Annotated in this window: 22 protein-coding genes and 2 tRNA genes; 14 read left to right on the top strand and 10 right to left on the bottom strand. The window is 62.8% G+C overall.

The window, feature by feature from the left end; genetic code table 11:
• Positions 1-67: 67 nt before the first annotated feature.
• The 6 genes from CENDO_RS08855 (at position 68) to ald (ending at position 7,240) form a co-directional block, all read left to right on the top strand.
• Positions 68-2,152, top strand: a complete 2,085-nt coding sequence (locus tag CENDO_RS08855; RefSeq protein ID WP_136141707.1) for a bifunctional copper resistance protein CopD/cytochrome c oxidase assembly protein — start codon at positions 68-70, stop codon at positions 2,150-2,152.
• A gap of 190 nt (positions 2,153-2,342) precedes the next feature.
• On the top strand, positions 2,343-3,053 hold the full coding sequence (locus CENDO_RS08850; protein WP_136141706.1) for a single-stranded DNA-binding protein: 711 nt from the start codon (positions 2,343-2,345) through the stop codon (positions 3,051-3,053).
• 78 nt (positions 3,054-3,131) lie between these two features.
• Positions 3,132-4,802 carry an energy-dependent translational throttle protein EttA gene (gene ettA / locus CENDO_RS08845; RefSeq protein WP_136141705.1) on the top strand — a complete coding sequence of 557 codons (1,671 nt, stop codon included), beginning with the start codon at positions 3,132-3,134 and terminating at the stop codon, positions 4,800-4,802.
• A gap of 9 nt (positions 4,803-4,811) precedes the next feature.
• Complete coding sequence (locus CENDO_RS08840) at positions 4,812-5,267, top strand: acyl-CoA thioesterase (protein ID WP_136141704.1); 456 nt, start codon at positions 4,812-4,814, stop codon at positions 5,265-5,267.
• A gap of 47 nt (positions 5,268-5,314) precedes the next feature.
• On the top strand, positions 5,315-6,004 hold the full coding sequence (locus CENDO_RS08835) for a DUF8185 domain-containing protein (RefSeq protein WP_136141703.1): 690 nt from the start codon (positions 5,315-5,317) through the stop codon (positions 6,002-6,004).
• A 144-nt stretch (positions 6,005-6,148) separates the two neighbouring features.
• Positions 6,149-7,240, top strand: coding sequence for an alanine dehydrogenase (ald, locus tag CENDO_RS08830; protein ID WP_136141702.1), 1,092 nt, complete (start codon positions 6,149-6,151; stop codon positions 7,238-7,240).
• Positions 7,241-7,268: 28 nt separating this feature from the next.
• Here ald and CENDO_RS08825 read toward each other — a convergent pair whose 3' ends face one another.
• Both CENDO_RS08825 and CENDO_RS08820 read right to left on the bottom strand, forming a co-directional pair.
• Positions 7,269-7,685, bottom strand: a complete 417-nt coding sequence (locus CENDO_RS08825; RefSeq protein ID WP_136141701.1) for a globin domain-containing protein — start codon at positions 7,683-7,685, stop codon at positions 7,269-7,271.
• A gap of 2 nt (positions 7,686-7,687) precedes the next feature.
• Positions 7,688-8,740, bottom strand: a complete 1,053-nt coding sequence (locus CENDO_RS08820) for a mechanosensitive ion channel family protein (protein ID WP_136141700.1) — start codon at positions 8,738-8,740, stop codon at positions 7,688-7,690.
• A gap of 132 nt (positions 8,741-8,872) precedes the next feature.
• On the opposite strand from CENDO_RS08820, the gene CENDO_RS08815 reads away from it, so the two are divergent.
• Positions 8,873-10,048, top strand: a complete 1,176-nt coding sequence (locus CENDO_RS08815) for a cystathionine gamma-synthase (protein WP_136141699.1) — start codon at positions 8,873-8,875, stop codon at positions 10,046-10,048.
• Here the strand turns inward: CENDO_RS08815 and CENDO_RS08810 are convergent.
• Entirely contained in the window at positions 10,045-11,958 is a 1,914-nt protein-coding gene (locus CENDO_RS08810; RefSeq protein WP_246014254.1) for an FAD/NAD(P)-binding protein, read from the bottom strand. The genes CENDO_RS08815 and CENDO_RS08810 overlap by 4 nt on opposite strands.
• A 122-nt stretch (positions 11,959-12,080) precedes the next feature.
• Here CENDO_RS08810 and CENDO_RS08805 point away from each other — a divergent pair, with 122 nt between their 5' ends.
• Positions 12,081-12,800, top strand: a complete 720-nt coding sequence (locus tag CENDO_RS08805; protein ID WP_136141698.1) for an SDR family oxidoreductase — start codon at positions 12,081-12,083, stop codon at positions 12,798-12,800.
• Positions 12,801-12,833: 33 nt separating this feature from the next.
• On the opposite strand, the gene CENDO_RS08800 is transcribed toward CENDO_RS08805, so the two are convergent.
• From CENDO_RS08800 to pepN, 4 genes are all read right to left on the bottom strand, one after another.
• Positions 12,834-13,517 (bottom strand): response regulator transcription factor, encoded by a 684-nt coding sequence (locus CENDO_RS08800; protein WP_136141697.1) that lies wholly within the window; start codon positions 13,515-13,517, stop codon positions 12,834-12,836.
• 54 nt (positions 13,518-13,571) lie between these two features.
• Positions 13,572-15,008, bottom strand: a complete 1,437-nt coding sequence (locus CENDO_RS08795) for a sensor histidine kinase (RefSeq protein ID WP_136141696.1) — start codon at positions 15,006-15,008, stop codon at positions 13,572-13,574.
• Positions 15,008-15,403 carry a hypothetical protein gene (locus CENDO_RS08790; RefSeq protein ID WP_136141695.1) on the bottom strand — a complete coding sequence of 132 codons (396 nt, stop codon included), beginning with the start codon at positions 15,401-15,403 and terminating at the stop codon, positions 15,008-15,010. The genes CENDO_RS08795 and CENDO_RS08790 overlap by 1 nt, the downstream gene beginning before the upstream one ends.
• 141 nt (positions 15,404-15,544) lie before the next feature.
• Positions 15,545-18,088 (bottom strand): aminopeptidase N, encoded by a 2,544-nt coding sequence (pepN, locus tag CENDO_RS08785; protein WP_136141694.1) that lies wholly within the window; start codon positions 18,086-18,088, stop codon positions 15,545-15,547.
• 117 nt (positions 18,089-18,205) lie between these two features.
• Between pepN and CENDO_RS08780 the strand changes: the two genes are divergently transcribed.
• On the top strand, positions 18,206-18,820 hold the full coding sequence (locus tag CENDO_RS08780) for a DsbA family protein (protein WP_136141693.1): 615 nt from the start codon (positions 18,206-18,208) through the stop codon (positions 18,818-18,820).
• An 11-nt stretch (positions 18,821-18,831) separates the two neighbouring features.
• Entirely contained in the window at positions 18,832-19,314 is a 483-nt protein-coding gene (locus tag CENDO_RS08775) for a ribose-5-phosphate isomerase (RefSeq protein WP_136141692.1), read from the top strand.
• Positions 19,315-19,429: 115 nt separating this feature from the next.
• Here the strand turns inward: CENDO_RS08775 and CENDO_RS08770 are convergent, their stop codons facing one another.
• The 3 genes from CENDO_RS08770 to CENDO_RS08760 all read right to left on the bottom strand — a co-directional run bounded on the left by CENDO_RS08770 (position 19,430) and on the right by CENDO_RS08760 (position 20,915).
• Entirely contained in the window at positions 19,430-20,263 is an 834-nt protein-coding gene (locus tag CENDO_RS08770) for an aldo/keto reductase (RefSeq protein ID WP_136141691.1), read from the bottom strand.
• Between the two features lie 54 nt (positions 20,264-20,317).
• On the bottom strand, positions 20,318-20,719 hold the full coding sequence (locus tag CENDO_RS08765; protein WP_136141690.1) for a hypothetical protein: 402 nt from the start codon (positions 20,717-20,719) through the stop codon (positions 20,318-20,320).
• Positions 20,720-20,840: 121 nt separating this feature from the next.
• A tRNA-Gly gene (locus tag CENDO_RS08760) sits at positions 20,841-20,915 on the bottom strand.
• Positions 20,916-21,083: 168 nt separating this feature from the next.
• On the opposite strand from CENDO_RS08760, the gene CENDO_RS08755 reads away from it, so the two are divergent.
• The 4 genes from CENDO_RS08755 to CENDO_RS08740 all read left to right on the top strand — a co-directional run bounded on the left by CENDO_RS08755 (position 21,084) and on the right by CENDO_RS08740 (position 24,871).
• Positions 21,084-21,881 (top strand): DUF1542 domain-containing protein, encoded by a 798-nt coding sequence (locus CENDO_RS08755; RefSeq protein WP_136141689.1) that lies wholly within the window; start codon positions 21,084-21,086, stop codon positions 21,879-21,881.
• Between the two features lie 266 nt (positions 21,882-22,147).
• Complete coding sequence (locus CENDO_RS08750; protein WP_136141688.1) at positions 22,148-24,433, top strand: carbon starvation CstA family protein; 2,286 nt, start codon at positions 22,148-22,150, stop codon at positions 24,431-24,433.
• On the top strand, positions 24,434-24,646 hold the full coding sequence (locus CENDO_RS08745; protein WP_136141687.1) for a YbdD/YjiX family protein: 213 nt from the start codon (positions 24,434-24,436) through the stop codon (positions 24,644-24,646). It abuts the gene before it with no gap.
• Between the two features lie 151 nt (positions 24,647-24,797).
• A tRNA-Pro gene (locus tag CENDO_RS08740) sits at positions 24,798-24,871 on the top strand.
• The last annotated feature ends 62 nt before the right edge of the window (positions 24,872-24,933 follow it).

Below are 24,933 nucleotides of genomic sequence, written 5' to 3'. Positions count from 1 at the left end.
GGCGCGCGTGGCTTTCATGGGTGCCCGTGGACTTTCAGGATTTGCCGGCCCCGTTACAATGGTCCTCATGACTTCCGCGCAGCGTTCTGACTCAGAACTGAACCGGCAAAATAGCACTACAAGGCCCAAAAACTCCCACCGTGCCAAGGCCTCATGGCCGGTGTATGCAGCGGGCGTGATCGTTGCTGGATTCGTCGCGGGGTTCGTCTCGCTGTTCTTTCTGCAGGATTCCCTAGCCGCCTTAGGCATCCCGGATCCCGGCCGCCTGACTACCTTTGGCCTGCCGTTCTTCCGGGGCGTGGCGTGGATCTTTATGGCCCTGGCCGTGGGTTCTTACCTCTCATCCGCCTTCTTTATCTCCCCGTCGGTTCCGGAGGGGGATAATTCGCGGTTGATTGAAGCGCCGCTGAGCGTGGATGGCCACGTGGCCTCCCGCACGGGCACCATCGCCGCTTGGGCGGTGGCCGCCACCGCGCTGGTGGAGGTCCCACTTGTTATGTCGGATATTTCCGGCACCCCGTTTGTGGACGTGCTCAACCCGCAGATGATGTCCATGGCGCTCGAGCAGGTGGCCACGGCCAGGGCCTGGCTGTGGACGGCCGGCATTGCCGCGCTGGTGGCCATTGGCGGCATGCTTTCCCGCCGCTGGGCCAGCCAGCCGCTCCTTTTCGCAGGCTCCATCGCCATGCTCATCCCCCTGGGCATGGAGGGGCATTCCGCGGCCGGCGGTGACCATGACTACGGCACCAATACCTTCCTGTGGCACCTCCTTTTCATGCTGCTGTGGGTGGGCGGGCTTCTGGGGCTGATCGCGCACGGGCGTCGGCTGGGCCCCGACATGACCACGGCGGTGCGCCGGTATTCCAACATTGCACTTGCCTGTTTTATCGCCATGGGCATTACGGGCGTCATTAATGCGGCCGTCCGCATCGAATTTTCTGATTGGTTTACCACCCGCTATGGGCTGATCGTGGTGGCCAAGACCGTACTGACCGTTGCCCTCGGCGTGTTCGGCGTCCTGCACCGCACGCGCACCATTCCGCAGCTGGCGGCGCGCCCCGCCCTGTTTATCCGCGTGGCCGTTGTGGAGGTCCTGGTCATGGCGGCCACCGTGGGCGTGGCTATTACCATGGGGCGCACCCCGCCACCGCCGCCGCGGGACCCCAACCTGTCCACCATGGCCGTTGAGCTGGGCTATGACCTGGAGGTTGCCCCAACGGTGACGAACGTGTGGACCATGTTCCGCTTTGACATCATGTTCGGCACCATCGCCATGCTGCTGGCCGGTTTCTACGGTTACGCCCTCTACCGCCTGCGCCGCCGCGGCCTGACCTGGTCCGCCGGGCGCACAGCCTGGTGGATGCTGGGGTGCGCGACCCTGTTCGTGGTCATGTCAACCGGCATCGGAATCTACATTCCGGCCATGTATTCCATGCACATGCTGGGGCACATGATCCTATCCATGGTGGTGCCGCTCTTTTTGGTCCTGGGCGCGCCGCTCACCCTGATTATGGAGGCCTTCCAGCCGGGCGAGCCTGGCCGCCCCGGCATCCATGACTGGGCCGAGGCGCTGACCAAGTCGAAGGTGTTGGCCGTCGTGACCAACCCGTTTGTCAACGTCATCCAGTTCCTCATCTTCTTCTACGTGGTCTACCTGTCCTTCCCGCTGTACGAGGTGGCCATTTCGGAGCATGCCGGCCATGTGATCATGAACTGGATCTTCATCATCTCCGGCTACGTCTACTTCTGGGAGGTCATCGGCCCGGATCCGCTGCCCAAGCGCGCCCCAACGTACGTGCGCCTGGCCATCTTGTTCGCCTCGCTGCCGCTGCACATGTTTGCCGGCGTGTACCTTATGCAGCTGACCAGAATCCTGGGGGAGACCTTCTACTCAGGCCTGGGCCTGCCGTGGGATATCGATTTGTATCAGGACCAGCGCGTGGGTGGCGGCATCGCGTGGGGCTTCGGCCAGTTCCCGTTGGTAGTTGTCTTCGGCCGCCTGTTTATTGAGTGGCTGCGGGAGGACCGCTCGGAGGCGGTGCGCCACGACGCCAAGGCGGACATAGATGGGGACGCGGACATCGAGGAGTACAACAAGATGCTCGCCGCCTTGGCGTCCGACGGCAACACCAACCGTTTCCGCGAACGCTAAGCGCCTCAGCGGTTCCCGGCGCCCCAACGCCGCGTCCGAAACTGTGGATAACGCCCACCCGTGCGGGGGTAGGGGCGGGCGTTATCCACAGGCGCGCTGTGCAGCGTTGCCGGGGCCGAATGACGTGGCCAAGATGCGGGTGTAGCCCAAAAAGCGGCTACATTTACATCTACCTACACGGGGGAAATCCATGTCACAGCATCCAATCACCATCACCGGCCACCTCACCCAGGACCCGCGGACCATCAGGCTCAGGAGCGGGCAGATCAAAACCGTGGTCCGCGTCGCCTCATCGCGTAGGGTCCGCGACCTCAAGCCGGCAAATCCATCCGAGGACCAGCCCGCGCAGACCACCCAGAATTCAACGCCGAACAACGGCAATACAGAGTCGTGGAAGGACATCGACCTGTTGTTTATGGACGTTGAGGTCTGGGGACAGTTCGGCATCAACGTACGCAAATCACTGAGCAAAGGCATGCCCGTCATCGCGGTGGGTTCGCTAATGACCAACATGTGGGCGGACGGCCAGGGCCAAAACCAATCCCGTACCATCATGCGCGCCAATTTCCTGGGCCTAGATCTCAATCGTTACGCCGTGGCCTCTAAGAAGAATGATTCCATCCACAATGAGGCGGGCATCGACGATCCGGGATTCGATAGCTCGGATAATGATTGCCCCATCGATGAGGACCACTACGGTCAATCCGCAAACGAGGGCAACCAGGCGGCGGAAGGAGCCGCGCCGGAGCCGCGGGAAGACGACCTTCCGCCCGCGCTGCGCGGCGAGACCGGACGCCCAAGCTTTGAAGACCGCAAGCGCAGCCATGACGCCCGCGCCGGGCTGGATCTGGGCGGTGGGGCCGCGCAGGTAGATAAATCCAAGGAGAAAGCTATGGTGTAAACCCTCGCCAGCGCCAATGATGTACCCTCTGTAGTGATAAAAAGCTTTACACCCACTACCTAAGAAAAAAGGGGAATCATGGGCGAGTTCATCTACACGATGAAAAACGTGCGCAAGGCCATCGGTGACAAGGTCATTTTGGACAACGTCACCATGGCCTTTTACCCGGGCGCCAAGATCGGCGTCGTGGGCCCTAACGGCGCTGGTAAGTCCTCCATCCTGAAGATCATGGCCGGCCTGGATCAGCCGTCCAACGGTGAGGCCTTCCTGGACCCGGGCGCAACCGTTGGCATCCTGCTGCAGGAGCCGCCTCTGAATGAGGAAAAGACCGTCCGTGGCAACGTGGAAGAGGGTCTTGGTGAGATTTTCGAAAAGAAGCAGCGCTTCGAGGCGATTGCCGAGGAAATGGCCACCAACTACACCGATGAGCTCATGGAAGAGATGGGCAAGCTCCAGGAGGAGCTAGACGCCGCCGACGCGTGGGAGGTTGACTCCAAGATCGAGCAGGCCATGGAGGCTCTGCGCTGCCCTCCGTCCGACGCCCCGGTAACCAACCTCTCCGGCGGCGAGCGCCGCCGCGTCGCGCTGGCCAAGCTGTTGCTGAGTGAGCCGGACCTGCTTCTTCTCGACGAGCCAACCAACCACCTTGACGCCGAGTCCGTCCAGTGGCTGGAGAAGCACCTGGCCGATTACAAGGGCGCCGTGTTGGCCGTGACCCACGACCGTTACTTCCTGGACCACGTCGCGGGCTGGATCTGTGAGGTGGACCGCGGCAAGCTCTACCCATACGAGGGCAACTACTCCACCTACCTGGAGACCAAGGCCCAGCGCCTCGAGGTCGCCGGCAAGAAGGACCAGAAGCTGCAAAAGCGCCTGAAGGAAGAGCTGGCATGGGTCCGTTCCGGCGCCAAGGCTCGCCAGGCCAAGAACAAGGCCCGTCTGCAGCGCTATGAGGAGATGGTTGCAGAAGCCGAGCAGTACAGGAAGCTGGACTTCGAAGAGATCCAGATCCCTACCCCTCCACGCCTGGGTAACCAGGTCATTGAGGCTATCGACCTGACCAAGGGCTTCGATGATCGCGTCTTGATTAAGGACCTGTCCTTCACGCTGCCTCGCAACGGCATTGTCGGCGTTATTGGCCCCAACGGCGTGGGTAAGACCACCCTGTTTAAGACCATGGTTGGCCTGGAGCAGCCGGATTCCGGCGAGGTCAAGGTGGGCCAGACCGTCAAGCTGTCCTACGTCGACCAGAACCGAGAGAACATCGACCCTGAGGCCACCGTCTGGGAAGTGGTCTCTGACGGCCTGGACTACATCCACGTTGGCCAGAACGAAATGCCATCGCGTGCGTACCTGTCCGCGTTCGGTTTCAAGGGCCCCGATCAGCAAAAGCCTTCCAAGGTTCTCTCCGGTGGCGAGCGCAACCGCCTGAATCTTGCGCTGACGCTCAAGGAGGGCGGCAACCTGATCCTCCTCGACGAGCCTACTAACGACCTGGACGTTGAGACCCTGGGTTCCCTGGAAAATGCGCTGGAGAAGTTCCCCGGTTGCGCGGTTGTTATTTCCCACGACCGCTGGTTCCTGGACCGCACCTGCACCCACATCCTCGCCTGGGAGGGCAACGTGGAAGAGGGCAAGTGGTTCTGGTTCGAGGGTAACTTCGGAGACTACGAGAAGAACAAGGTAGAGCGCCTGGGTGAGGAAGCAGCTCGCCCGTCCCGCGTTACCCACCGCAAGCTGACTCGTTAAGGAGTACGCATGACTCAATCGGCTATCCACACCCATCGCGTGGCCGTCCGCTGGGCGGACTTTGACCGCTACGGCCACCTGATGAATGCCAACTACGTCGAGATTGCCCAGGAGGCCCGCCTGGCGTGGGCGGAGCACAATTTCTTCTCCCAGGGCAGGGAATTCGCGGCCTTCGTTCGCCACCTGGACATTGATTTCCGCAAGCCAGTGGAGCCTGAGGGTACTACGGAGCTGCAGGTGGACAGCCAGGTCGTGGAGATCGGCAACACGTCCTTCGTCACCCGCCAGGAAATCAAGGACAAGCACGGCAGCGTGGCCTGTGTGGTTGAGTGCGTGCAGGTGGCGGTAGACGTGAAGACCCAGAAGCCGCGTCCACTGACCGATGAGGAAAAAGCCATCCTCATCGACGCCGATGAAACGGACGCCGCCACCGAGGCGGACTCCGGCCTCGGGGACATCCTCTAAAGGATTTCTCCGTCTCATACCCAAACTAAAGAAAGGGCCTGGAAGCCATGGTTAATGAATCCCTCCGGATCGACGGGGGAGGACCTGGACTCCAGGCCCTTCTTGCACGCGCGGTGGGGCTGGACGCAACCGCCTCCGCGCGCTTGCGGCAGATCGACGAGCAGGGGGTGGACGTCTTCGTCACCACGCCTTTCGAGGTGGTGGCCTCCCGCCGCGTGCGGGGCCAAGCCTCGCGCGATGGCGCGGTGGTCTCCGCCCAGGCCACGCTCGGCGCGCTCCAGGAGAATTCGGCGCTGGAGGATGCCGCTGAGGGGGAAAAGGACTCCGGCGCGCCCATTCCCGTCACCCTGGACCTGGGGCCCGCCCGGGACCCATCCTGGCCGGGCGCTCTGCCGCCGGCCCAGGGTTTTGAGCAAATAGACATCGTTCCCGTGGACGTGGTCCGCCAACTGGCCGACCAGGGCCAGGCGCTAGCCCGCCAGTTCTCAGGGCCGCTGGGCCCGCCGGCCAGCCTGCTGAACCAGACCGTCATCACGGTGACCAATGAGGATTCCGGGGCCAGCGCCGACGTGCCCATGCGCGTGATCTTCGCGTGTACCTCTCTGGGGCTTATCCCGCGCTTTTCCGCGCCGCTGGATATCCCGCGCCACCTGCGCGTGGCCAGGCGCGGGCGCTGGCTGCGCGTCGATGCACCTTTTGGCACCATCTACCGGTCCTCGGGGCTGTCCCTGTTCTAGCGCTAAAAGCAGCGGGTAGATGGGACTTCGGGCGCCTGCGGGCCGGGCGCCTTAAGGGTCGCTGGGTTTGTGCGTCCCGCGGCGCGAAAGTCATTTCCGCGTTATCGTGGTGTGGCCCACATCATTTACGCGAAGGAGTGTGACATGAAAATCGCGGTACCCGCGGAAATCATGAACAATGAGAACCGTGTTGCGCTGACCCCATCTTCGGCCGCGACCCTCATCGCCGACGGCCACGAGGTCTACGTCCAGTCCGGGGCCGGACTCGGCGCCAGCTTTGAAGACTCAGACTATGAGGCCGCCGGCGCCCACGTTCTGGCCTCCGCGGAGGAAACCTGGGCCGAGGCGGAACTGCTGCTCAAGGTGAAAGAACCCCTAGCCGAGGAATATGGTTTCCTGCGCCCGGACCTGATTCTCTTTACCTACCTTCACCTCGCCGCGTCCAGGCCGCTGACGCAGGCGTTGGTGGACTCCGGGGTCACATCCCTTGCCTACGAGACGGTGACGGATCCGCGCGGCAGCCTTCCCCTGCTAACTCCCATGTCGCAGGTCGCCGGCCGCTTGGCCGTGATAGAAGGCTCCCACCACATGCTGTCCACCCAAGGCGGCTGCGGCGTGTTGCCATCCGGAGTGCCGGGTACCAAACCGGCCCGCGTGGTGGTCATCGGCGGTGGCGCCGTGGGGGCTTCCGCGGTGGCCATGGCCACGGGCCTGCGCGCCGAGGTCACCGTGCTGGACCTCGACCCCCACGTGCTCGCCTCATTCGATGAGCAGTACCAGGGGCGCGTGCGCACCCAGATTTCGGACCCGGCCACGCTGGAAGCGGAGGTCACTCAGGCGGATCTGGTCATCGGCGCGGTCTTGGTGGCCGGCGCCAAGGCCCCAAAGCTGGTCACCGAGGACATGGTCAAGCGCATGAGGAAGGGTGCGGTCCTAGTGGATGTGGCCATCGACCAGGGCGGCTGCTTTGAGAATTCGCACAAGACCACCCATGATGAGCCGACCTACAAGGTCCACGACACGCTCTTTTACTGCGTGGCCAATATGCCGGGCGCCGTGGCCAATACCTCCACCCGCGCGCTCAACTCCGTCACCCTGCCGTATATCCGCGCGGTGGCCGCCCAGGGCGTTGAGGGGGCCATCGGGCGCTTCCCGGGCCTGGCCCCGGGCGTCATGACGCGCGGCGGCGAGCTGGTCTCTGAGCCGGTTCGCGCGGCCTTCGGCTGGCGGGATTAGCCCAGCATTCGCGCCACGCGGCCCCGCCCTATTGGTGGAACGCCGGGTTGTGGTTGATGAGCATGTTCGCCACGCGCTCCATGTGCTCCCACATAATGGCGCGATAGGCCGGGGCGATGGTCTCCTCGTCGATCTCATCGAGTGACTCGCCCATCAGCTTCAGCCAGCGCTTGGCGGCCGCGTCGTCGATGGTGAAGCGGGCGTGCCGCATCCGCAGCGCTGGATGACCGCGCTCGGCGGTAAAGAGCTGGGGGCCGCCCCAATACTGGCCCAAGAACCAGGTGAGGCGATCCCTGGCGCCGTCCATATCATCCTCGGGATACATGGGGCCTAGGATGTCGTCGGAGGAAACGCGCTGATAGAACCCCGCGACGAGTTTTTCAAAGGTCGGCCACCCGCCAACCTCTTCGAAAACATTGACTGGTTTACCGCGGTCAATCTGCATGCTTACTCCTCCTCGCCATTGAACAGCGCCGCCTTGCCCTTCGGGTACGGCGTGGCGATGTCATGTTCGTTGAGGGCATCGAGTGCGGCGGACTGCAAGACGCGCTGCACCTCCCAGTGGCGCCCCGGCAGGGTATTGACCACCACGCGGTAGGAGACGTGATCCACGGCGAAGTCCGAAATGCCCAGAACCTGCGGCTCCTCCAGGAGTAGTCCACTGATTTCCTCGTCCTGAGCGCCCCTGGCAATGCCCTCCTTGATGACGCCGAGGACCTCGTCTTGATCGTTGGCGTGGGCCACAGGAATCTGGATGCGCGCCACGGAATACTCATCGGAGTGGTTGGCTACCTGGAGGATTTCACCGTTGCGCACGTACCACAACGCGCCGTCAATATCGCGGACGGTGGTGATGCGCAGGGAGATCTCCTCGACCGTGCCGAAGGCGCCGTTGCCCAGGTCGATGGTGTCCCCGATGCCGTATTGGTCCTCAAGGAGCATGAAGATGCCGGAGAGGAAGTCCTTGACCAGGGACTGGGCGCCAAAACCAAGCGCCACGCCGGCAACACCGGCCGAGGCGATAAGTGGGGCCACGTTGACGCCGATTTCAGACAGGATGGCCAGCGAGGCCCAGACCCACACAAAGATGCCCGCGGCGGATTGGGCCACGCTGGCGAGGGTTTCGATGCGGGAGACGCGGCGTTCCTCGCGCGCCTTGTCCATGGCCTTGAGCTGCTGTTCCTCCCGCTGGCGCTGCCGGCGTGAAAGGCGCGGACCGCGCCCCTCCCAGGTGAGGTTGATGCGCGGTATGGCTTTGTTATTGAGCCCTCCCTTGCGGATGGTTTCGCCGGCGATGCGGCGGATGAGGCGGTAGAGGAACCAATGGCCCACGATGGCGATCACCAAAATGATGAGGATCATAATGGGCTTGCGGACCAGCCATTCCTGGGTGAGCGGGTTGTCCCACCAACTCGAAACGGCGTCTACGGCTTCATCTGTGGCTTGAGAGGCGCTTTCGCTTAAATCTTCAACAGTTGGGGCTTTCGTTGCAGTGCTCATGGTTTCCGATTCTAGGCGAATATCTCCCGCCGCCCCCGGGAGGACGGGTGAATATAAAAGGCTAATCGCTAAGGATGATGGACCGCTTGGTCTAGTATGGGCGGAGATTGATTCATAAGAGAAAGGCTTTTCGTGACTGGCACTAGTGACGCAACCAAGCAGCAGCTTGCCAAGGGGTTTAGCTCCCGCGCCATCCATGCAGGCTACGAGCCTGATTCATACATGGGATCCATCAACACGCCAATCTACGCCTCCACCACCTTCGCGCAGGACGGCTTGGCCCAGCTGCGAGGCGGCTTCGAGTACGGCCGAGTGGCCAACCCCACCGTTCGAGCGTTAGAAAAGACCCTCGCCGCCCTCGAGGGCGCTGAGCACGCCCGGGTCTTTGCCTCGGGCATGGCCGCGGCGGACGCGTTGTTGCGCATCGTCCTGCGCCCGGGCGATCACATAATTTTGGGCAATGATGCCTATGGTGGCACCTACCGCCTTATAGCCAATGACTTGGGCCAGTGGGGCGTTGAGCTGTCCATCGTTGATACCACCGACGTGGCGGCGGTGGAGGCCGCGCTGCGGGAAAACACCAAGCTTATCTGGTTGGAAACCCCCACCAACCCGGCGCTTAATATTACGGACATCGCCGCGGTCGCCGCGGTCAAGGGCCATGCCAAGGTGGCCGTGGACAATACCTTTGCCACCCCGTACCTGCAGAGGCCCTTGGACCTCGGCGCCGATTTCGTGGTGCATTCCACCACCAAGTACCTGGGCGGCCACTCCGACGTGCTGGGCGGCGCGGTGGTGACCAATTGCGCCTCGACCGACGACTCCCTCCTCTACTTCCAGGGCTGCGTCGGCGCCGTGTCATCCCCGTTCGACGCCTACCTCACCGCGCGCGGCATCAAGACCCTCGGAGTGCGCATGGACCGCCACTGCGCCAACGCCCAGGCGGTTGCCGAATTCCTACAAGCCCGCGATGAGGTTGCCCAGGTTTTGTACCCGGGTTTGCCTTCTCACCCGGGCCATGAACTAGCGGCGAAGCAGATGACGGGTTTCGGCGGCATGATTTCCATCCGCTTGGCCAACCCGGAGCACGCGCGCCAGCTGTGCCTGAATACCAGGCTCATCTGCCTGGCGGAGTCCCTAGGCGGGGTGGAATCACTAATTGAGCACCCGCAGACCATGACGCACGTCTCCGCCGAGGGCTCCGAACTAGTGCCGCCGGCGGACCTAGTGCGTTTGTCCATCGGCATCGAGGACATTGACGATTTGCTGGCGGATCTACAACAGGCCTTCGACGCCCTAGGTAGCTAGATTACTCCGCTCGACACCAGCAGGGAACGGGCGGTCTTGTCCGTTTCCTGTAGCATCAAAGAATCCGTTCCGGACATGGGTGCGATGGTGGTGGCCGGCAGCTGCGCGTAGGTGGGGATGCCCACGATGTGCAGGCGCCTATCCAGGCTGCCGTCCGCATTGACCGTGAGCCGCGTGGCGGGGTCAACCTCCGGGGAGCCGGTGCTGTGGCCATTGTCCCTAAAGGGGCGGACGCGCCCCGCATCCAGGATGGACCGAGTCAGGTCATCCGCCGGTATGCGAATGTCTGGGTGGTGCATCCACGCGTCGATGAGCGTCGCGGAACGGGCCTCGCGCTCGCCGGATTTTAAAACGAACGCGTCTTTTTCGATGAGCACTTCTGCGCCGGGGCCCACGAACTTTACGAACCCGGCCTCAATCAAGGCGAGCAGCTCACGGGTGCGAAACAGCGGTGGGCCGGAACCGACCATCTGTCCCACGGCCGCGAACTGGGCGTACGCGCCCGTACGGGATTCCCAGGTGAAGTGCCCCTCGGAGCCGATGATGGAGGCCGGCCGGCGCGCCTCGGACAGCACCCGCAGCGCCGCCTTGACGGGGGAGGCGTACCCGCGCTCAGCCTCCACGATGTCTTCCCCCACGCCCGCCGCGATGCGTTGCGTAAGGGCGTCTATATCGCCTTCGAAGCCTCCCAACGGGTTGAACAGGTGCGCCAGGTCTAGAGGTTTGGTGGTCAGTTCCGCCAGGGCATGGGTCAGCGCCTGGGGAACCGCCACAGCGTCCGCCGTATCCGCGCGGGCCTCTAGATCCACGCCGTCAATCGCGGCAATAATTTCCGTCAATGAGGTAAGCAGGGCGCCGGGGGCCGTCTCGCTTAACCGGGTGTAATACGCCGCGAATGCATCGCGGACGATGGCGGGCCACAGCTGCGCGGCGAAGTCGATCTGGCCTGCGTCCCTGACCGTCTCCGCGGTGCGCTCGAAGCGCTCCAGGTTGGCCCGTGGAGGCATTGCGCCATATTCGGACTTCGGCAAGAACGGGTAGCCCCGGTTCGAGGCAACATACAAGGTGGGCTCCCCGCCGGCCGGGACGTACTTCAACCCGCTGGAACTCGACGAATCCCTTTCGTACCTGCCCCCGCGGGCCTTCGTGAGAAGCGTCATGACATCGAAGAAGCCCATGCCCAGGCCGCGTACTAAAACGTCCCCGCCCTCGGGGAGCTTATGGACCGGCTGATCCAGCGGGTTATCCGGGCGGATCCAGTTCAGCCCCGCCGCGGCCAGCCTCTCTTCCTCATCGCTGAGCCCAGGGGAGATCCATCCGGAGGCCAACGCGGTGGCGTCCGCCTCCACAATGGAGGAATCAGACAGGCTGAGGATATCGCGGTCAGCGCCCGTCTGAATGGATTCTAGGCGCGCAAAGTGGTGGACCAGCGTTACCTCCCTGGGCAGCAAGATGGTGGCCACATGCAGGGCCCAGTTGAAATAGGCGCCGCACAGCGCGCGCGAGGGATGGGACCATGCCTTGATAGTGGCGATCTCTTCCGCGAACTCCTTGGCGACCTTGGGGTCAGGCCGGTAGGAGTCATAAAGGCGCACTTTCATGGTGGAGATGGCAGAGCGGTCACCGCGCAGCAGCTTCACCCACTCGAAAAGCGTGGGGCCTTCCAAAACCGGGGAGCCGACGGTGGCGCCCGGCTCGGTGAACAGGGTCATGTTCTGCGCCAGCGTGTTCATGCACAGGTTCCGCGTTTGCCCGGCATCCCACACCCTGCCCGAGCCGTGGCGGGCGTCATCAATGAGGTGGACTGTCAGCTCCGGAATGGTCTCCATGGCGTTTAAGTAGGAGGCCAAACGCTCAAGAACGGAAATTCCGCGTGGGCCAGAACCAACAATGGCTATGGTTGCAGTCACGTGTATTGAGAACCTTTCCGGATGAGGGGATAGGGGGTTTAAGTAGAGTGGATGCAGATCAGTATAGGAGATTTCCGCAGCATAGAGCTTATGCGCTACGTACAGGCAAGGAGATAGTTTAAATGGCAAACAAAAAGGGCAATGCGATCATCACCGGAGCCACCGGCGGCATGGGAAAGGAAATGGTGGCGGATCTGTCCCGGGATTACGCCGTGTACGCGGTGGGCCGCAATGCCGAGGAATTGGCGCGGCTGGCCGCCATTGACGGCGTGACCACCGTGCAGGCAGACCTGCTGGACCTCCTGGATTCGCCGGGCAAGCCCCTGAGCGAACTCGGCCTCCCGGAGCTGGATGAGGTGAAAGTGCTCGTCCACTCCGCGGCCATCGCGCACCGCATGTCCGTCGAGGAGGCCACCCCCGCCGATTGGCGCAGGCACATGGACATCAACGTCCACGTTCCGGCGGAGCTTACCCGCCGCTATCTTCCCGCCCTGCGCGCCGCCGAGGCCACCGTCATCTTCATCAACTCCGGCGCGGGGCGCGCGGACCTTCCGGATAACGCGGTGTACGCCGCGACCAAACACGCCCTCTACGCCCTGGCCGGTTCCCTGCGCAAGGCGGAACTGGGCATCCGGGTTAGCTCTGTGGCCCCGGGCCCGGTGGATACGCCGATGCTCGCCGGCCTTCAGGATTACGATCCTGCAGAGGTCATTGAGCCGGTCGAGGTGGCCCGTGCAGTGCGCGCCGTCATCGACGCTGGCCCCTCGACACAACTCACCGAAGTTCAGGTCCGCCCCCGCATCGAGCTGGCGGATCGCAAGCGCCTCAAGGCTTCACGCTAGTCAAGCGTTGTGGGGGGGAGAGGCCCCGCCCCGTTACTCATCCGCCGGTGCCAAGCGGTAGCCGGAACCGCGCACGGTCTCGATTCGCTGCGAGCCAACCTTCTTGCGCAGCGTGCGCACGTAGACATCCACCACGTTGGAACCCGGGTCAAAACCGATCTCCCACACCATTTCGAGCAGCTGGGCGCGGGATAACACCTCATTGGGGTGGCGGAGGAAGGCCTCAAGCAGAGCGGTCTCGCGGCGCGATAAGTCCTTCCATTTCCCTCCCAGCTGCACGCGCTGTGCGCGCAGGTCCAGGGTCATGTCACCGTGGGTTAGGGCCATGGAGTCTTCCTCATTGGCGGAGCCGGTACCCGGGCGCGGCAGCCGCAGGCGCACCCGTGCGGCCAATTCCGCAAACTGGAATGGCTTCGGCATGTAATCGTCCGCGCCGCCTTCGAGGCTGCGGACGCGGTCCTCGATATTGGTGCGCGCGGTCAGCACAATGATGGGGATACGCACGCCCAGGGCGCGCAATTGCTCCAGCACGTCGGCGCCGTCCATGTGCGGCAGGCCAAGGTCCAGGATCACAAGGTCATAGTCGCCAGAACGGGCCGCGGCGAAAGCGTTGGGGCCGGCCTCAACAACGTCACACTCGTATCCTTCACCGCGCAGGCCGCGCGAGATGAAGTCAGAAATACCGCGGTCATCCTCGGCAATCAAGATACGTGGCATGTTCTCCCTTTCCCGGTCATATATCTTCTATCGGTAACTTCTGGCCCCCGCAGGCTAGGCGGCGGGGGTGGTGCTGAAACGCGGAATCACGATGGTAAATTGCGAGCCCTTGCCAACCTCGGAATCCACGCGGACCGTGCCGCCGTGGGCCTTGGCGATGGCGTCGACGATGGACAGCCCCAAGCCCGCGCCGGACGGCCGGGCCGCGCCGGGCTGCTCGCCGCGCGAGAAGCGCGCGAAGAGGCTTCCCTGCTTGTCCGGGGCGATACCCTGCCCGGAATCCTTGACCCAAATCTCGAAGTTGGACGAATCCAATGAGGATCCAACCTCCACCGCGCCCTCGCTGTAACGCAGCGCGTTGCGGCATAGCTCCAGCACGGCCTGGGTGATGCGCTGCTCGTCGAGGAAGGCCTGGCCCTCCGCCACCTCCACCAGCTGGATGCGGGGGGAGAGGGTCTCCGCCTTGTCCTCGATATCGATGGTGAGCTCGGCGACGTCTACGTCCGCGCCCTTGACCAGCGTGCCCGCGTCGGAGACCGCAAGGATTAACAGGTCATTGACCATGCGGGACATGCGGTCCAGCTCGGCGGTGGCCAGGGCCACGGAACGCTTTTGCTCCTCCGGTGTGCTGTTTTCCAGCAGCTCCAGCTGCCCGCGCACCACCGTGATGGGGGTGCGCAGCTCGTGGCCCGCGTCATCGACGAACGTGCGCTGGTCGCGGTAGGCCGTTTCGAGCCGGTCCAGCATGGCGTTGAAGGTGGAGGCCAGGCGGCCAATCTCATCGTTGCTGTGGACCGGAACCCGGGAGGTGAGATCAGAGTTGGAGATGGAAGAAGACACCGCCTCAAGATCCTGGATTGGGCGCAGGATGCGGTTGACCACCAGCCATACGGCTACCACGGCTAGGAGGGACAAGCCCAAGCCTATGAGGCCGAGCCAGCGGACCTGGCGCTCGGCGTTATCGATTCCGTCCTGGACAAACGAGATGACGGCGAAGGTCACGGGCTCCCCGCCGGGGCCGGTCTCAATCTGCACGCGCCCCCAGTGGCTTTGGCCGCGCTCAGGGGAATCAAACACCCCGGAAGGATGCGGAGACGTGGTGATCTCGGCGATGATGGGCGCATCCAACGCTAGGGGCGCCGGATGGTTGGGTCCCATTTGGCTTAAATCGGGCTGGATGACTCCGCGGCCCTCCACGATGCCCAGTATGGTCTCCTTATCCCCGGGGATCTGGTGGGAGATGTAATAGGTCACCAATTCCCGGGCGGTACCAAAGGCGAGTGGGGATTCCGGGCGGGAGGAATCCTCCACGAACCGCTCGAGTTCATCCAATTCCTGGACTATGTCTCTATTGGCGCCATCGGTGACCTCGCCCAAAAGGGCGGCGCGGGTAAACAGGAACATGGTGCCCAGCACGGTCAGGACCGTCAGGATGACCGGAACCAGGATGCGAAGCCTCAGCGAGCCATCTTGCCGGTGCGCCTTAGTCATTAATCGTCATCCCCATCATCGTCCCAATCGTCACCCCAGTCATCATCCCAGTCGTCATCGCCCCAGGTCTGGATGTTGGGAGGTGGAATATAGGGGGCTACCTGCCCGTTATTGCTTTGGACTTGTGGGGCCGGGGTACCGCCAGGTGCCTGCGCAGTGGGGGGTGGCGTAGGCTGCTTCTTCGTTGACGGAGTTTCACTCGCGGCGGAGGGCTCGTTAGTCTCGCCGCTCGGTGCGGTTGCAGAGGGCTCGACCACCAGGCTGATGGTTTCCTGCGTGGAGTCCACGGCCGGCACCTTGGTGGAATTCGTCAAGCCGTAGGCGCCGCCGCCGATAGCGGCGATGAGCGCTCCGCCCGCTATCCATGGGGCGTAGGTCCTAATCCTTTGAGACATGAGGTGGGCTCCAATCCTTTCATTTTGCTACTAACCAGTATCGCGACGGGAAAACAAAAGGCAACGAAAAAGGGATTAAAGTTCCTTCATCAAAGTGAAAGAGCTTTAATCCCTGGGCACGCCCGGGCCGCTAGCGGAGCCTTAGGACGCGTCTACCCGGCGGTTTCGCAGGGCTCGGGCCACACGGTCGCGCTGCTCGGTGACGATGCGGCGCAGGCCGCCGGCCAGCTCGCGCTCGAGGAATTTATCCGCCCGCGCGAGCGCCTTTTCGCTGACGTCCCAGCTTGGGAACGCGCCGTTGATGGTGGCCTGGGCAATCTCGGAAGAATTCGACGTCCAGATCTCCTCCGCCTTGTCGAAGTACTCCTCATTCATGCCGTTCAAATGCTTGGTGGCGCCGGGGTAGGTAAATCCCTCCAGCTTGTGGCGCAGCTCGAGGTTGGACAGCTGCCCGCCCATGAACTCATCCCACACGGCGCGCTTGTTTTCATCCGTATTAATCGCGGCCAGCGCGCGCAGTGAAGAGGAGCGGCCGGTGGAGGACTTATCGCGCTCAAGCTCGGCGGCGATGGTGGAGGGGGCGTCGGGCAAGGCGGCGTCGGCGGAAAGTGCCGCAATCGCCTTCCAGCGCAGGCCCTGATCGGTCCCGTTTTCCAGCACGTCCCGGCAGAATGCGCGCGTGGCCTTCGTGAGCGGAAGCTTGGTCAAAGCGTTGGCGAAGACAATGTAGCGCTGCTGGTTATCCGTATCGGTGCCGTCCAGGAGGGCCTGCGCCAGGTGGGCGTAGCCCTCGGCCTCGGCCCAGGCGGGATCCGCGTAGGCATCCAGCGCCGTGGTGGCCTGCATGATGATGCGCTCGAGCACCGCAAGCTCAGTCTCGGCCGCCGCGCCCTTGGCCACCAGCGCCGCGAAATCACGCGCGCGCATGGTGCCGGCGCGGGTCATCTCCCACGCGGTGGACCAGCACAGGGTGCGGGCCATGGGGTCCTCAAACTTGTCGATGTTGTTGATGAGGAATTCCAGTGAGCGCTCATCCAGCTCCAGCAGGGCATAGGTCAAATCCTCATCGTTTGGCAGAATGAATTCGCAGTCCTCCACGCGCAGGCCCACCAGGTCCGCAATTTCCGTGGACTCACCATCGATGTCCAGCTCAATGCGCTTGGTGCGCTTGACCGCGCCATCGACTAGGGCATGGACGCCCACGCCGACGCGGTGGGTGCGCAGCGGATCGCCGCCCTGCAGCAGGGACGCAGAGGTAATAACCCCGTCTTTTTCCTTCGTGACCACGCGCAGGGTGTTGATGCCGGTGGTCTTGAGCCACTGGCTGGCCCAGAAGCTCAGGTCGCGGCCGGAGGCCTCCTCCAGGTGGCCCAACAGGTCCGCGAAGGTGGCGTTGGACCACTGGTGCGCGGCGAAGTGGCGACGCACGCCGGCAAAGAACTCCTCGCGGCCCACGTATGCCTGCAGCTGCTTGAGCACGGACGCGCCCTTGGCGTAGGTGATGCCATCAAAGTTCTGCTCTACCGTCTCAATATCGGATGCGTCGGTGGAGATGGGGTGGGTGGTTGGCAACTGATCCTGCTGGTAAGCCCAGGACTTCTCGACGTTGGCGAAGGTGACCCACGCCGTGTCATACTCGGTTTCCTCCGCCTGGGAAATGGCCGCCGCCCAGGTGGCGAAGGATTCATTGAGCCACAGGTCATCCCACCACTGCATGGTCACCAGGTCGCCGAACCACATGTGGGCCAGCTCATGGAGGATGGTGTCCGCGCGGCGCTCGTAGAGGTAGTGGGAGGCCTGGGTAGTAAAGACGTACTCGTCACGGATGGTGACGCAGCCGGCATTCTCCATGGCGCCGGCGTTGAATTCCGGAACGAATATCTGGTCATACTTACCGAACGGGTACGCGAAGCCGAAATTGCGGTGGTAGAAGTCAAACCCCTGCTTGGTCTCCGTGAACAGGCGCTCTACGTCCAGGTGATCCGCGACGGACTGGCGGCAGTATAGGCCCAGGGGGACCTCAATGGAGGTGGGCTGGCCCGCCGGGGTCTCTGGGTGATGGGTCAGCTCGCCGGTCCAGGCGTCCGTAATCTCATGGTAGGGGCCGGCGCACAGGGCGATGAGGTAGGTGGACAGTTGGTAATCCACCCGCGCGCGGTGGACCACGTTATCCCCCTGAGCTTGCCGGGTCACTGGGGAGTTGGTGATGACCTTCCAGTCCGCGGGCGTGGTAAACGCCAGGTCGTAGGTGGCCTTCATGTCCGGCTGGTCGAAGCAGGCGAAGGCCCGCTTGGCGTCCGCGGTCTCAAACTGGGTGTAGAGGTAGACGTTGCCGTCCGCGGGATCCACGAAGCGGTGCAGGCCCTCGCCGGTTCGGGAGTACGGGATTTGGGCCACCACCTTGAGCTCGTGGGCACCGGCGGTGAGGTTGTTCAGCGCGATGCCCGCCGCCGGGTCATAGCCGGCGGTCTCCAGCGCGCTGCCGTCCAGGGTCAGTTCGCTCACGGACTCGCCGCGCAGGTCAATAAACGTGGAACCCGCCTCACGCGCGCTAAAGGTCACCACGGTGGTGGAGGTGAAGTGGGTTTCTGAGCCGGTCAGGTCCAGGTGGACGTCATAGTTATCAACGTCTATGAGCTGGGAGCGCTGCTGGGCCTCGACGTGGGTCAGGTTTACTGAGGTCATAGGGCGGAAAATCTCCTTCAATGCAGTGTTAGCCGGTAAATAATTCTGCATCCAGGGTACGCGCGCGGCTAGGCTGGTGTGAGACTGACCACCGAATAGACGAAAGAGAGAGTGTCAATGGCAACCCCGGTGAAGTTTTGGTTCGATGTGACCTGCCCGTTCGCGTGGGTGACCTCCCGCTGGATCAAGGAAGTTGAGAAGGTCCGCGATATTGAGGTGGAATTCATCCCCATGTCCCTGGCGGTCCTCAATGACGGCCGCGAGCTGGATGCTACCTACACGGAAAAGATGAAGGCGGCCTGGGGGCCGGCCCGTGTGTTTGCCAAGGTGGCCACGGAGCAGCCGGACAAGGTCGATGAGCTTTACACCACCATGGGCACCATCGTGCACCGTGAGGACAATTCCGGCCGAGGGGGCTACGGCGCTTACGATGATGTGATTGCCGAGGCCCTGCGGCGTACCGGGCTAGACGCAGCTCTTGCCGACGTCGCCAACACCGAGGACGCGGACGGCCAGCTGCGCGCATTCCACGAATCCGCCATCTCCTCCGTGGGCGATGAGGTGGGCACCCCGGTCGTCAAGCTGGGGGATACCGCCTTCTTTGGCCCGGTCATTACCCGCATCCCGGAGGGCGAAGAGGCCGGCGAGATTTTCGACGCCGCCGTCCGCCTGGCCGAGTACCCGTATTTCTTTGAGCTCAAGCGCACCCGTACGGAAATGCCGCACGTGTAAGATATAGAACTATGCGCGTATATCTAGGAGCAGACCACGCAGGTTTCGAGACGAAAAATGCCATCGCCGAGCACCTGAAAAGCCAAGGCCACGAAGTCATTGACTGTGGCGCACACGAATATGATGCACAGGATGACTACCCGGCGTTCTGCATCGAGGCGGCCGCCCGCACGGTCAACGACCCGGGTTCCCTGGGCATTGTGCTGGGCGGTTCCGGCAACGGTGAGCAGATTGCAGCCAATAAGGTAAAGGGCGCGCGCTGCGCGCTTGCGTGGTCCGTTGAGACCGCGCGCCTGGCCCGCGAGCACAACAACGCCCAGCTCATTGGCATTGGCGGGCGCATGCACTCCGAGGAGGAGGCGCTGGCTATAGTCGACGCCTTCCTGGACCAGGAGTGGTCCCGCGAGGAGCGCCACCAGCGCCGCATCGACATCCTCGCCGATTATGAGCGCACTGGCATCGCCCCAGAGGTACCCGAAGCAAAGACCTTGTAGGAAAAGGCCCCGCAGGTGGGCTAACGAAAACCGTGTGAATCGCCCCTGGCTCCGCTCGTGAGCCTGGGGCGATTATCTTTACCCGGCGGGGGCGTTGCCGCTTCGGGGGCGGCGATTAGTTAAATTCCAACGGGTGTGCGCCGCCGCGGCCCTCTTCGCCGCGGTCGAGGCCGGTGATTCCGGCCATCTCCGAATCGCTGAGCTCGAAGTCAAAGACGTCAAAGTTCTCCGCGATGCGCTCTGGGTTGGCGGACTTCGGGAAGACGATGGTGCCGTTTTGCAGGTGCCAGCGGATGACCACCTGGGCGGGGGTTACGCCGTGGGCCTCGGCGGCCTCGGTAATCTCAGGCTGCTCAAGCAGGTCTGACTTGCCCTGGCCCAGGGGACCCCAGGCTTCCACCATGATTCCGTGGGAACGGGCCGCGTCGATGTCCTTCCACTGCTGCAGGTATGGGTGCAGCTCGATTTGGTTTACCGCTGGGGTCACGGGCGTTTGGCTCTCCAGCTCGTCCAGGTGCTCCGGGAAGAAGTTGGATACGCCAATCGAGCGGGCCTTGCCGGACTTCTGCAGCTCGATGAGCTGCTTCCACGCCTCCACGTAGGTGCCCTTCTCAGGGGTTGGCCAATGGATGAGGTACAGATCGACGTAGTCGAGGCCCAGCTTCTCCAGGGATTCGTCCAGCGCCGCGGCCGCATCGGTCTGGCGGTCATTCCACAACTTGGTGGTAATCCACAGTTCCTCACGCGGGATTCCGGATTCCGCGATGGCCTGGCCCACGCCCTCCTCGTTGCCGTAGATGGCCGCGGTGTCAATGTGGCGGTAGCCCACCCGCAGGGCTTCTGCCACGAGTTGCTTGGTCTCGGCCGGATCCACCTTGAATACGCCGTATCCAAGCTGCGGGATTTCGCGGCCGTCATTGAGCTTTACTGTTGGTACTGAAGTGGTCATGTGGCCCAGGGTACGCAAAAGCGAGGGGAGGTGTATCCAGGCCGGGGCGTGGGCCTAAGGGTGCGTGAAATTTAACCAAAAGTCCCCGAAGTCCCCAGTGCCCTTGCCCTCAAGCATGTCGCGGGCGTGCTCCGCCACCGGTGTCAGGCCCGAGCCTTCCTTATTAAAAACGCCCATGTCCTTGCCATCCGGGTCCAGCACGCCCCAGCGCCCATCGTGGTTTTCCACCAGGCCTTGGCCCAAATACTGCGCTAATTGCTCCTCGGGGAAGGCGTCTGGGTGGGCGGCAACATATTCGGCGAAATCATTGAGCCAGGGGATGGACCAGGGCTTATGCTCGGAGGAAAACTCCGAGGAGAACGCCTCATACGTGGCTTTGGCCTGCGCCGCATACGCGTCGATGGCCGCCCTGTTGCGCTCTTGGTCTGCTGCCGTCTGCTCGGAAGGTGTGTTCATGCTCACAGGTTAGCGTCAAGGCCGGGCAAAGGAAAGGGGGGCGCGCAACCCTCGGGATCGCTTGGCTACACCCGCCCGTACGCGAAACCCCGCGGCCGGTATCCGGCTCGCGGGGAGAAAGTGGAGGGAATGACGGGAATCGAACCCGCGTCTTCAGCTTGGAAGGCTGAGGTATTAGCCACTATACGACATTCCCACTGCCGTCCTGAAGGCGCCTTATCGACGCCGCTTCATGACAGTGATTAAGAATTTTAGCGCATGCACCAGCGAAGTTAAAAATGGCCCGGTTAGCGCGGGAACTAAATGGGGCTGGAGTGCGTTGGTAAGGGTAGTAGTTCGAACGCAAAGTAGTGGAGGCACGTACGTGGAACCTCTCCTGTTGGTGGCCATCGTTGGCGGTGGCGCGTGGTACTTGAGCTCGCGCGGGAATAAAAAGCGTGAGGCCGAGCGCGAGCAGGCCCAGCTTGAGGACGCGCAGGCTGACGCGCGTCGCTGGATTGAGCGCCTCGGCGGCCAGGTCATGAGCATTTCCGGCACGGACGCCGCCTCGACGCAGGCTATGGCCGACGCCTCCGAGCGTTTCACCGCCGCCAACTCCGCCATCGCGCGCGCGACCACAGCCAAGCAGGCCAAGTTGGCTCGCGAGTCCGCGCTGGAAGGCATGCACTATGTCAATGCTGCCCGCGAAATTATGGGAATGACCCCCGGCCCCGAGCTGCCGCCGTTGGAGGGCCAGCGCGCGGCGGGCAAGGTAACGGAAAAGCGCACCATCGAGGCGGATGGGCAGACGCTGACGGCCTCGCCGTATGCGTCGGATGAAACGCCTAACTATTATCCGGGCGGCACCATTGCGGGACGCCCCGTGCCGGCCGGCTGGTACTCCCGCCCGTGGTGGGCGGACGCTCTGACCACCGGCGTGTGGTTTATGGGCTATTCCATGATGTTCAACGCCATGTTCATGGGCATGTCCGGCGTGGCCTACTCCGGCGAGGAGGCGGCCGCTGGCGACTGGGGCGGTGACGCCGGCGGCGACGTCGGCGGTGAGGACGCGGGAGACTTGGGCGGCGATGACGGCGGCGACTTCGGGGGTGATGACGGCGGATTCTTCGGCGGCGACGGGGGTGACGGCGGCGGGCTGTTCGATTTTGGATTCGATTTCTAGCCCGTCCGTACTCGCGCCGCTGGTGTAGACGGCTCTTAAGCGGGCAGGCGTGGCCGCATCCTCGACTTTTGGTCGCGGGTGCGGCTTTTTCTTTGCCTGGACGGGGTTGCTGGGCGCCGTGGAGTGGTGATGCGTCCCTCCCGCGGTTGGGGGTAGCCGGGGCCGTCCGAATTATGGAAAAAATCTCACAAAATGGACAGAAGGTCTCATTCAGTGGAATATTGATGGCGAAATCTGGATACATCACACTTGAAAGAGGGCTGCCAATGTCCACGCCTGTGCGCCAGGATCCGAACCTGGCGAACCCGCCCGAAGGGGTGAAATACGTCTACACTGACGCCACTGATCTGCCAGTGGGCGTCGAGGACAACCGTCCAATGTCCGTCAAGACCCGCATCATTATGGGCATCATCGCCATCCTGGCCGCTTTGGGCTGGGGCTTTGTGGCCTTTTCCCGCGGCGAAACCGTCAACGCAATGTGGCTGGTTCTGGCCGCCGTGGGTTCTTATATCATCGCGTTTACGTTCTATGCGCGTTTTATCGAGCTCTCCATCGTGAAGCCGCGGGCTGATCGCGCTACGCCGGCGGAGTACGACAATGACGGCAAGGACTTCCTTCCGACTGACCGCCGCGTGCTCTTTGGCCACCATTTCGCCGCTATCGCGGGCGCCGGCCCGCTCGTGGGGCCAATCTTGGCCGCGCAAATGGGCTACCTGCCGGGCACCTTATGGATCATCATCGGCGTGATCCTGGCCGGCGCGGTGCAGGATTACCTGATGCTGTGGATCTCTACCCGGCGCCGGGGCCGCTCCCTGGGCACGATGCTGAAGGATGAGATCGGCACCTTCGGCGGCGCGATTGGCATGTTCGCCATTGCCACCATCATGATCATGCTGATCGCGGTGTTGGGCCTCGTTGTAATCAACGCCCTGGCCGAGTCCCCCTGGGGCGTGTTCTCCATCGGTATGACCATCCCCATCGCTATCTTCATGGGCCTATACATGCGCTACCTGCGCCCGGGTGCGGTGGCTGAGACCTCCGTCATCGGTGTGGTCCTGCTGGTTGTGGCCATCATCGGCGGCGGCTGGGTGGCCGAAACCGAATGGGGCCAGGACTGGTTTACCCTGTCCAAGGTCGCCCTTGCCTGGTGCCTCATTATCTACGGCCTGGTTGCTGCGATTCTGCCGGTGTGGCTGCTCCTGGCGCCGCGTGACTACCTGTCCACCTTCATGAAGATCGGCGTCATTGGCCTGCTGGCGGTGGGTATCCTCATCGACCGTCCTGCCCTGCAGATGCCGGCCGTGACCCAGTTTGCGCTGGACGGCACCGGCCCAGTCTTTGCTGGTGACCTCTTCCCATTCCTATTTATCACCATCGCCTGCGGTGCGCTCTCCGGGTTCCACGCGCTGGTTTCCTCCGGCACCACCCCGAAGATGGTAGAGAAGGAATCTCAGATGCGCATGATCGGCTACGGCTCCATGCTCATCGAGTCCTTCGTGGCCATCATGGCGCTGATTGCCGCCTGCATCATCGACCAGCACCTGTACTTCGCCATGAACGCACCCGCGGGCCTGACCGGTGGCACCCCCGAGGCCGCCGCGGCATACGTCAACGGCTTGGGCCTGAACGGCCCTGACATTGACCCCGCGCTGCTGGCGACCGCCGCCGCGAATATCGGCGAGCCATCCATCATCTCCCGAACGGGCGGTGCGCCCACCTTCGCGTTCGGTATGTCACAGATTCTGACTGACATCTTCGGCAACGATGCGCTGCAGTCCTTCTGGTACCACTTCGCCATCATGTTTGAGGCGCTGTTCATTCTCACCACCATCGACGCGGGTACCCGCGTGGCCCGATTCCTCATCTCTGACACCTTTGGCTCCATCCCGGGCCTGGGCAAGTTCAAGGACCCCCACTGGAAGATTGGTGCATGGATTTCCACCATCATCGTGTGTGCCGGTTGGGGCGCCATCCTGCTGATGGGTGTTACCGACCCGCTGGGCGGCATCAACATGCTCTTCCCGCTGTTCGGTATTGCTAACCAGTTGCTGGCCGCAATCGCGCTGGGCCTCATCCTGGTGGTCGTGGCTAAGAAGACCGGTTACAAGTACCTCTGGGTTCCGGGAATTCCGCTGGTCTGGGACGTGGTGGTGACCTTCTACGCTTCCTTCCAGAAGATCTTCCATGACAACCCATCGATTGGATACTGGGCCCAAAACGCGTCCTTCCGCGACGCCAAGGCCCAGGGGTTGACCGAATTTGGCACCGCTAAGACCGCCGAGGAAATTGACACGGTCATCCGAAACACCGCCGTCCAGGGCTCGCTATCGGCCCTATACGCCATCCTGGTGGCCATCGTGGTTGTCATCTGCGTGGTCGTGGCCTTCAAGGCCGCCCGCCAGTACGAGGCTGGCCAGGCCCCGGAAACTACCGAGGAGCCTTTCACCCCATCCGCTTACTTTGCGCCTGCAGGCATGGCGGTCAGCGACGCTGAAAAGCCGCTCGTCGAGGCCTGGAACGCCCGTTTCCCAGACCAGCATGTGGGGCATTAAATGGCGGCCGTAATATCAACCGTTTCCGCCGTATCCCGCGCCGCCAAGACTGTGTGGTGGTACATGGGTGAGTTGGTGGGGGATAAGTCTTACGAAAAGTATGTGGCGCATATCCGGGCCCGCCACCCAGAGCGGCCCGTGCCAACCAAGAAAGAATTCTGGAAGGCAAAATATGATGAGCAAGAGGCTAATCCCGCCTCCCGGTGCTGCTAGGTGATTAACCCCGCGGTTTGGCGCTTAAAAGCGGCAACTCGCGGGGTTGTCAGGTTCCCAAAATGCAGGTTGACGTGCCGGTTTGGTTGCGATTTTGTGTTAGGGTTGTTTCGTTGTAAGCTTTCAACCCGTACAACAAACACCGTACATACGGGGCGTGGCGCAGTTTGGTAGCGCACCTGCTTTGGGAGCAGGGGGTCGCAGGTTCAAATCCTGTCGCCCCGACGTATGGGGGTCTGGGATAACCCATCGGTGGGTTGCCCAGGCCCCTTTTTTGTTTAAATTTA

This window comes from Corynebacterium endometrii, assembly GCF_004795735.1.
GTDB classification, from domain to species: domain Bacteria; phylum Actinomycetota; class Actinomycetes; order Mycobacteriales; family Mycobacteriaceae; genus Corynebacterium; species Corynebacterium endometrii.
Note: the sequence above shows the minus strand (reverse complement) of the source record. Positions and strands in the feature narration are given on the sequence as shown.

Coding starts and splice junctions, on each gene's coding strand:
- CENDO_RS08745 (WP_136141687.1), top strand. CDS start 24,434: ATGGCGGCCGTAATATCAACCGTTTCCGCCGTATCCCGCGCCGCCAAG.
- CENDO_RS08820 (WP_136141700.1), bottom strand. CDS start 8,740: ATGAGCACTGCAACGAAAGCCCCAACTGTTGAAGATTTAAGCGAAAGC.
- CENDO_RS08840 (WP_136141704.1), top strand. CDS start 4,812: ATGACTCAATCGGCTATCCACACCCATCGCGTGGCCGTCCGCTGGGCG.
- CENDO_RS08780 (WP_136141693.1), top strand. CDS start 18,206: ATGGCAACCCCGGTGAAGTTTTGGTTCGATGTGACCTGCCCGTTCGCG.
- CENDO_RS08835 (WP_136141703.1), top strand. CDS start 5,315: ATGGTTAATGAATCCCTCCGGATCGACGGGGGAGGACCTGGACTCCAG.
- CENDO_RS08850 (WP_136141706.1), top strand. CDS start 2,343: ATGTCACAGCATCCAATCACCATCACCGGCCACCTCACCCAGGACCCG.
- ettA (WP_136141705.1), top strand. CDS start 3,132: ATGGGCGAGTTCATCTACACGATGAAAAACGTGCGCAAGGCCATCGGT.
- CENDO_RS08805 (WP_136141698.1), top strand. CDS start 12,081: ATGGCAAACAAAAAGGGCAATGCGATCATCACCGGAGCCACCGGCGGC.
- pepN (WP_136141694.1), bottom strand. CDS start 18,088: ATGACCTCAGTAAACCTGACCCACGTCGAGGCCCAGCAGCGCTCCCAG.
- CENDO_RS08855 (WP_136141707.1), top strand. CDS start 68: ATGACTTCCGCGCAGCGTTCTGACTCAGAACTGAACCGGCAAAATAGC.
- CENDO_RS08765 (WP_136141690.1), bottom strand. CDS start 20,719: ATGAACACACCTTCCGAGCAGACGGCAGCAGACCAAGAGCGCAACAGG.
- CENDO_RS08775 (WP_136141692.1), top strand. CDS start 18,832: ATGCGCGTATATCTAGGAGCAGACCACGCAGGTTTCGAGACGAAAAAT.
- CENDO_RS08800 (WP_136141697.1), bottom strand. CDS start 13,517: ATGCCACGTATCTTGATTGCCGAGGATGACCGCGGTATTTCTGACTTC.
- ald (WP_136141702.1), top strand. CDS start 6,149: ATGAAAATCGCGGTACCCGCGGAAATCATGAACAATGAGAACCGTGTT.
- CENDO_RS08825 (WP_136141701.1), bottom strand. CDS start 7,685: ATGCAGATTGACCGCGGTAAACCAGTCAATGTTTTCGAAGAGGTTGGC.
- CENDO_RS08790 (WP_136141695.1), bottom strand. CDS start 15,403: ATGTCTCAAAGGATTAGGACCTACGCCCCATGGATAGCGGGCGGAGCG.
- CENDO_RS08770 (WP_136141691.1), bottom strand. CDS start 20,263: ATGACCACTTCAGTACCAACAGTAAAGCTCAATGACGGCCGCGAAATC.
- CENDO_RS08795 (WP_136141696.1), bottom strand. CDS start 15,008: ATGACTAAGGCGCACCGGCAAGATGGCTCGCTGAGGCTTCGCATCCTG.
- CENDO_RS08750 (WP_136141688.1), top strand. CDS start 22,148: ATGTCCACGCCTGTGCGCCAGGATCCGAACCTGGCGAACCCGCCCGAA.